This window comes from Kutzneria sp. 744, assembly GCF_000568255.1.
Taxonomy (GTDB): domain Bacteria; phylum Actinomycetota; class Actinomycetes; order Mycobacteriales; family Pseudonocardiaceae; genus Kutzneria.
Genome location: NZ_KK037166.1, coordinates 2,220,880 through 2,227,006, shown reverse-complemented (window position 1 = coordinate 2,227,006; position 6,127 = coordinate 2,220,880). Strand labels below are relative to the sequence as shown.

At 71.0% G+C, this 6,127-nt stretch carries 7 protein-coding genes; 4 read left to right on the top strand and 3 right to left on the bottom strand.

Going from position 1 to position 6,127, the window contains the following annotated elements:
• Nucleotides 1-120 precede the first annotated feature (120 nt).
• A complete protein-coding gene (locus KUTG_RS09885; protein WP_084579120.1) occupies nucleotides 121-471 on the bottom strand; it encodes a LacI family DNA-binding transcriptional regulator in 351 nt (116 codons plus the stop codon).
• Nucleotides 472-558: 87 nt separating this feature from the next.
• Between KUTG_RS09885 and KUTG_RS09880 the strand changes: the two genes are divergently transcribed.
• Nucleotides 559-1,722 (top strand): adenosylhomocysteinase, encoded by a 1,164-nt coding sequence (locus KUTG_RS09880; RefSeq protein ID WP_043716462.1) that lies wholly within the window; start codon nucleotides 559-561, stop codon nucleotides 1,720-1,722.
• On the opposite strand, the gene KUTG_RS09875 is transcribed toward KUTG_RS09880, so the two are convergent.
• Nucleotides 1,698-2,630 (bottom strand): GlxA family transcriptional regulator, encoded by a 933-nt coding sequence (locus KUTG_RS09875; protein WP_043716460.1) that lies wholly within the window; start codon nucleotides 2,628-2,630, stop codon nucleotides 1,698-1,700. The genes KUTG_RS09880 and KUTG_RS09875 overlap by 25 nt on opposite strands.
• A 70-nt stretch (nucleotides 2,631-2,700) precedes the next feature.
• On the opposite strand from KUTG_RS09875, the gene KUTG_RS09870 reads away from it, so the two are divergent.
• Nucleotides 2,701-3,036, top strand: a complete 336-nt coding sequence (locus KUTG_RS09870; protein WP_043716458.1) for a cupin domain-containing protein — start codon at nucleotides 2,701-2,703, stop codon at nucleotides 3,034-3,036.
• Here KUTG_RS09870 and KUTG_RS09865 read toward each other — a convergent pair.
• Nucleotides 3,033-4,115, bottom strand: a complete 1,083-nt coding sequence (locus KUTG_RS09865; protein ID WP_043716456.1) for an aldo/keto reductase — start codon at nucleotides 4,113-4,115, stop codon at nucleotides 3,033-3,035. The two genes, KUTG_RS09870 and KUTG_RS09865, sit on opposite strands and share 4 nt — an antisense overlap.
• Before the next feature lie 153 nt (nucleotides 4,116-4,268).
• On the opposite strand from KUTG_RS09865, the gene KUTG_RS09860 reads away from it, so the two are divergent.
• Both KUTG_RS09860 and KUTG_RS09855 read left to right on the top strand, forming a co-directional pair.
• Complete coding sequence (locus KUTG_RS09860; RefSeq protein WP_043716455.1) at nucleotides 4,269-5,156, top strand: AraC family transcriptional regulator; 888 nt, start codon at nucleotides 4,269-4,271, stop codon at nucleotides 5,154-5,156.
• A 47-nt stretch (nucleotides 5,157-5,203) separates the two neighbouring features.
• Nucleotides 5,204-6,109, top strand: coding sequence for a GNAT family N-acetyltransferase (locus tag KUTG_RS09855; protein ID WP_043716454.1), 906 nt, complete (start codon nucleotides 5,204-5,206; stop codon nucleotides 6,107-6,109).
• Nucleotides 6,110-6,127 lie beyond the last annotated feature (18 nt).

Sequence of the window (6,127 nt, the reverse complement as noted above, 5' to 3'; positions counted from 1 at the left end):
AGCGGCCGGCGGGGTCGGGGCACTCGATGAAGACGACGGAGTCGAGGTCGGCGGCCAGGCGGGCGGTGACGGGGGCGGGCTCGGCGTAGACGACGGCGCCGGCGAACATGCCGATCTTGCTCATGGCGACGAGCCGGGACGCCCAGTCGGGGTCGGAGGCGGGTCGACGAGCAGCACGGCCATGTCGGACTCCCGGGCGGCCTGCTCGGCGCCGAGGAGCACGCGGGCGAAGTACGGGTTGCGCACGTCGGGCACGGCCAGGGCGAGGACCTGGGGCCGGCCGCCGCGGAGGACGCGGGCGGGCCCGGAGGGCACGTAGCCGAGGGTGGCGGCGGTCTGCTCGACGAGGGCCCGGGTGCGCTCGGACACCCGCCCGGCGGCCCGGCCGGAGAACACGAGCGACACCGTGGTCTGCGAGACGCCGGCGGCCCGGGCCACGTCGACGCTGGTCACGGACCTGCGCCTGGTCATTGGCCAACCCTCCCTTGACGACTCGTGCTAGCTTGCCGCGTACTACGTAGTACCCATGATAACGCACACACAGTGTGAGGACCCGCCATGACGGCCACCCGGATCGACTGGACGCGAGAGCACTGCCGGCTGCTGCAAGGGATTCGGGAGGAGTTCGAGCGGACCTGCCCGTTCGAGCGGCTGGTGATCGGCACTGGCATCCACATCGAGGCCAAGACCGTCGCCCTGCTGACGACCCTGCGCGCGGGCGGCGCGGAGGTGGTGGCCACCGGCAATCTGAACAGCACCCAGCCCGAGGCGGTGGAGGTCTTGCGGACCGAGGGTGTCACGGTGATCGGCGAGCCGACCAAGGACCAGCACGAGCACCGTGGCTACCAGCGGCAGATCCTGGCCGCCCGGCCCGACCTGATCCTGGACAACGGCGGCGACTTGTTCGCCCAGTACCTCGACGACCCGTACCCGGGCCTGCTGGGCGGCACCGAAGAGACCACGTCGGGGCGTATGCGGCTGAACCCGGTGCGGCAGCGGCTGAACCGGCCGATCCTGGTGATCAACGACAGCCCGATCAAGCAGTTCGCCGAGAACGAGCACGCGGTCGGCCAGAGCACGCTGGAATCGTTGCTACGCCTGACGAATCGCGCCACCAACGGCCAACGGGTGACGGTTTTCGGCTATGGCGCCTGCGGCCGCGGCGTGGCGGACAACTTCCGGGGCGCGCACGCCAAAGTCTCCGTGGTCGAGATCGACCCGGTTACGCGGCTGCGGGCGCACCTGGACGGCTTCGACACGCCACCCCGCGACCAGGCCGTCGCCGACGCCGACGTGATCATCACCGTCACGGGTGCCCGGCACCTGATCACCGCCGCCGATCTGCCGCTGCTGCGTGACGGCGTGATCCTGGCCAACGCCGGGCACTTCCCGGTCGAGATCGACGCCGACGGGCTCCTCCGGGCGGCCACCACCGTCCGCGAGTACCAGGACGACCTGGCGACGATCAAGCTCGCGGACGGCCGTCGGATCCACCTCGTCGCCCGCGGCCACATGTTCAACCTCGCGGGCCCGCGTGCCCTCGGCAACTCCATCGAGTCGATGGACCTCGGCTTCGCCCTGCAAGCCCGCTGCCTCGAAGCCGTGGCCACCGGCCGGGTCGACGCCGCGAGCTGCGTGGTGCCGGTGCCCGACGACATCGACGCCCAGGTGGCAAACGCTTACCTCGACGGCCGGTATCAGCCGCGGAACGCTCGACGGTAGGCGCCGGGGGAAGTACCGACCAGGGCCCGGAAACGGCGGCGCAGGTTGACCGCCGAGACGAGACCGACGCGAGCCGCGATCACCTCCACCGACAGGTCCGTGTCCTCCAGCAGGGCGCGGGCGGCGGCGACCCGGCGGGACAGCAGCCACGCGCCCGGGCTCGTGCCCAGTTGCTCGGCGAAGCGCCGGGCCAGCGTGCGTGGCGAGACGCTGAGGTACGCGGCCAGATCGCCGACGGACAACGAAGTCCCGAGACGCGCGCCGGCCCAGTCGACCAAGCCGTCCAACGCGTCTTCGGGTGGTACGGGTGGCGCGTACTGAACCTGACCGCCGTCACGGTGGGGCGGCATCACCATGTGCCGCGCGAGAAGGGCAGCGTATCCGGCACCATGATCCTTGCGTACGAGGTGCAGACACAGATCGATGCCCGCCCCCGCCCCGGCGCTGGTGGCCACGTCGCCGTGGTCCACGTACAGCGCGTCCGATTCCACCTGCACCAGGGGGAACTCCCGTTGCAACTGCTCGGCCCGTGCCCAATGCGTGGTGGCCGAGCGGCCATCCAACAAACCGGTACGGGCCAACGCGAACACGCCGGAGCAGATAGTGACCAGCCGAGCCCCGCGATCATGGGCCCGCAGCAGCGCGCGGCGCACTCGCGCCGACAGCGGAGCCTCCACCGGCGCCCAACCGGGGATGACGACGGTGTCCGCGGACGTGAGCGCCGACAGGCCCAGCGACACGGACATCGCGTACCCGGCCGATGTCGGCACGAGGCCGGGGTTCTCGGTGCAGACGTCGAACTCGTAGTGCTGTGGCACCCCGGCTCGGGCCGTGCCGAAGACCTCGGCGGCGCAGCCGAGTTCGAACGTCGACTGCACCGGCCGCGCCAGGGCCACCACGCGATGCATGGCAGAAAAGTACCCCATGGTGTCTTTCTCGACACTGGTCCGCCCCGGCCCCGGGCGGCACCGTGGACGTATGCATCCCGAGATCCTCGCCCAGGAGGGCTACTTCGCCGTCGACGTCAAGGAATCCCCCGCCCGCGAGCTCTTCCCCGGCATCCGGCTGCGTCCACTGTGGACGGGGCCGACCGGCGCGCACGCGAATGTGCTGGAGATGGACCCCGGCACGTCGTGGCCCCGCAGAGACGTCCACGAGCCCGGCCCGGAGGAGGTCTTCGTGGTCGCCGGCACGTTCAACGACGGGGCACGGGACTACCCGGCCGGGACGTTCCTGCATGCCCCGGCCGGATCGTGGCACGTGCCCTCGACCGCCACCGGCTGCACGCTGTTCCTGTTCTACCCGGCGGGTTAGTAGCGCACGTCCGAGGCCAACAGCGGCGGGTACACAGTGGACTCGACACCGTCCACAGTGGTACCGGCGAACTGGAGCATGGCCTGCGGGGCGCCGTGCATGGGGGCCGGGTAGTCGAGCACCGGCTCGGAAACCTCGTCCAGCGCACGGAGTTGCTCCGGCGACAGGGCGATGTCCAGCCCGGCCAGGTTGTCGGTGAGGTGCTCCAGCCGCCGCGCGCCGATGATCGGCACGACGGTGCCACGACGGGCACGGAGCCAGGCCAGCGACACGGCGGCGGACGTGGTGTCGAGGTCCTCGGCCACCGCGCGGACGGCCTCGATGACGTCGAACTCCTCGTCGGTGGGACCGTCGATGTAGGCGATGCGCTCGGAGTCGGCGACCATGGCCCCACGCCGGTACTTCCCGGACAGGAAGCCGTTCTTCAGCGGGCTCCACGGCGTCAGCGCCATGCCCTGGTCCAGGGCCAGCGGCGCCAGCTCGCCCTCGACGGTCCGGGCCAGCAGGGAGTACTCGACCTGCAACGCGATGATCGGCGACCACGCGCGCAGCAGCGCCATGGTCTGCGCCTGGGCGGTGACCCAGGCCGGTGTGTTGGAGAAGCCGATGTACCGGATCTTGCCGGCGGCCACGAGGTCGTCCAGCGCGCGCATGGTCTCCTCGATCGGCGTGTGCCGGTCCCAGTTGTGCATCCAGTACAGGTCGAGGTAGTCGGTGTTCAGCCGCCGCAGGCTCTCGTGCAGCTGCGCGATGATCGACGCCCGGCCGGCCCCGCCGCCGTTGGGGTCGCCGGGATACATGTTGCCGAAGAACTTCGAGGCCAGCACGACGCGCTGGCGACGGCCAGGGCGGGCCGCGAAGTAGTCGCCGAGGATCTTCTCGGAGTGGCCGTTGGCGTAGAAGTTGGCGGTGTCGATGAAGTTCCCGCCGTGCTCCAGGTAGGTGGACAGGATCTTCTCGGCCTCGTCGACGTCGCAGCCGGACGAGCCGGGATCGGTGCCGAAGGTCATCGCGCCCAGGGCGAAGGGGCTGACCCGCAGCCCGGAGCGGCCGAGGGTGACGTAGTGGTCGAGCGGCATGTGAGGCTCCCGATGGATCGCTGCTGTGACCGTTCCATCTCAACTCCCGACGACCCCCGGGCGGTAGGCCGATCCGACCCGGCTCTTGCCCGATCCTGCCGACTTCGCCTCGATCGGGTTGCCACCGCGGGCCGGGAATGCTGCCATGGTGGCATGGCGATTGACGAGATCCGGGACTTGATCGCCCGGCATGCCCGGCCGGACATGGAAAGCCCGATCCCCGGGCTGCGGGTGTCCAGTGTGGACAGCACCGAGGAGCACCACTCCCTGACCGAGCCGCTGCTGGTCGTGCTGGCGCAGGGAGGCAAGCGCCTGCTGCTCGGCGAGGAGGTGCACGAGTACCGCACGGGCGACTGCCTGGTGGTCAGCGCCGAGGTGCCGGTCAGCGGGCACTTCTTCGACATCAGCAAGGACAGGCCGGCCCTGGGCGTCGGCCTGACGCTGCGGCCGGAGGTCATCGCCCCGCTGCTGCTCACCGCCCCGGCCGACCGTCGTCCCGCGCCGGCCATCACCACCGGCAAGGCGGAACCGACGCTGCTCGACGCCGTGCTGAGAATGCTGCGGCTGCTCGACAGTCCGGCCGACGCGCGGGTGCTGGCCCCGCTGTACGAGCAGGAGATCCTCTGGCGGCTGCTGACCGGCCCGCACGGCCCGCTGATCCGGCAGATCGGGCTGGCCGACAGCGGGCTCTCCCTTGTCGGGCGGGCCATCCGCTGGATCCGGGAGAACTACGCCGAGCCGATCCGGGTCGCCGACCTGGCCCGGCTGGCCGGCATGAGCGAGTCGGCGTTCCACCGGCACTTCCGGTCCGTGACGACGATGAGCCCGATCCAGTACCGCAAGATCATCCGTCTCCAGGAGGCCCGGGCGCTGTTGGTCGCGCGGCCCGGCGACGTCGCCGGCGTCGGGCACCTCGTCGGCTACGACAGCCCGACCCAGTTCAGCCGCGAGTACCGGGAGCTGTTCGGCGCCCCGCCCGGCCAGGACGCGGCCCGGCTGCGGGCCGACACCGGCGCGTTCGGGCGACCGCAGCTGCCCTGACGGGTTAATCGGTGGACGGGGCCGGAATTGCCGGTTTCACTGGCCCGATGCGACTTCCCGACGGCTATCGGACCGAACGACCCACGGTGGCCGAGGTCGACGAGATCCTGGACCTGGTGCACGCCACCGAGGACGTCTACCTCGGCCACCGGGACTACGAGCGCAGCGAGGTCGTCGAGGCGCTGACCGGGCCCGGCATCGACCCGAACGCCGACTCGTGGCTGGTGCGCAACTCCGACGGGCGGCTGGTCGGCTGGGGGCAGCTCTACCCGTCGGGACCGTTCTGCGACGCCTACGCCCGGCCCGGCGAAGGCCCGGCGGTGCAGGCTTTTCTGATCGACCTGCTGCTGGACCGGGTGGTCGAGCGGGCCAACGGCAAGACGGTGGCCAAGGCCGGCGCGTTGCAGACCGAGGAGCAGTACATCGGCGTGCTCACCGACGCCGGCTTCGAGTTCGATCACCTCCAGGCGCGCATGGCCCGGCCGCTGGACGGCGACGAGCAGCCGCCCGGCCCGGTGCCCGGCTACACCGTGCGCCCGATGCGGCCCGAGGAGCTGGCGGCCGGCGGTGACGTGCTGCGCGCGGCCTTCGGCGACAAGCACGACTACGCCGCGACCCCCAGCCTGGTCCTCGCGGAATGCCTTGTGGCAGAAGCAAAATCCGGTGAGCTGGGCGGCGTGCTGTTGGGGTCGGAGCCGTCCGAGATCACGGGCGAGGGCTGGGTGAAGTGGCTCGGCGTCCACCCCGACCACCGCCGTCACGGACTGGCGGCGGCGCTGCTGGCCACCGCGATTGCCGCCAATGTCCGGCTGGGGCGGAAATCCGTCGGGCTCGGCGTGAACACGAACAGCCCGACCAAGGCCTTCGCCCTGTACGAGCGGCTGGGCTTCACCGTCGTGTACCAGGCCAACATCTACCGCAAGGACCTCGCGTCGCGCATGGCCGGAGCATGATAAAGGACCCCCCTGTCA

Coding starts and splice junctions, on each gene's coding strand:
- KUTG_RS09855 (WP_043716454.1), top strand. CDS start 5,204: ATGCGACTTCCCGACGGCTATCGGACCGAACGACCCACGGTGGCCGAG.
- KUTG_RS09865 (WP_043716456.1), bottom strand. CDS start 4,115: ATGCCGCTCGACCACTACGTCACCCTCGGCCGCTCCGGGCTGCGGGTC.
- KUTG_RS09875 (WP_043716460.1), bottom strand. CDS start 2,630: ATGCATCGCGTGGTGGCCCTGGCGCGGCCGGTGCAGTCGACGTTCGAA.
- KUTG_RS09860 (WP_043716455.1), top strand. CDS start 4,269: ATGGCGATTGACGAGATCCGGGACTTGATCGCCCGGCATGCCCGGCCG.
- KUTG_RS09885 (WP_084579120.1), bottom strand. CDS start 471: ATGACCAGGCGCAGGTCCGTGACCAGCGTCGACGTGGCCCGGGCCGCC.
- KUTG_RS09870 (WP_043716458.1), top strand. CDS start 2,701: ATGCATCCCGAGATCCTCGCCCAGGAGGGCTACTTCGCCGTCGACGTC.
- KUTG_RS09880 (WP_043716462.1), top strand. CDS start 559: ATGACGGCCACCCGGATCGACTGGACGCGAGAGCACTGCCGGCTGCTG.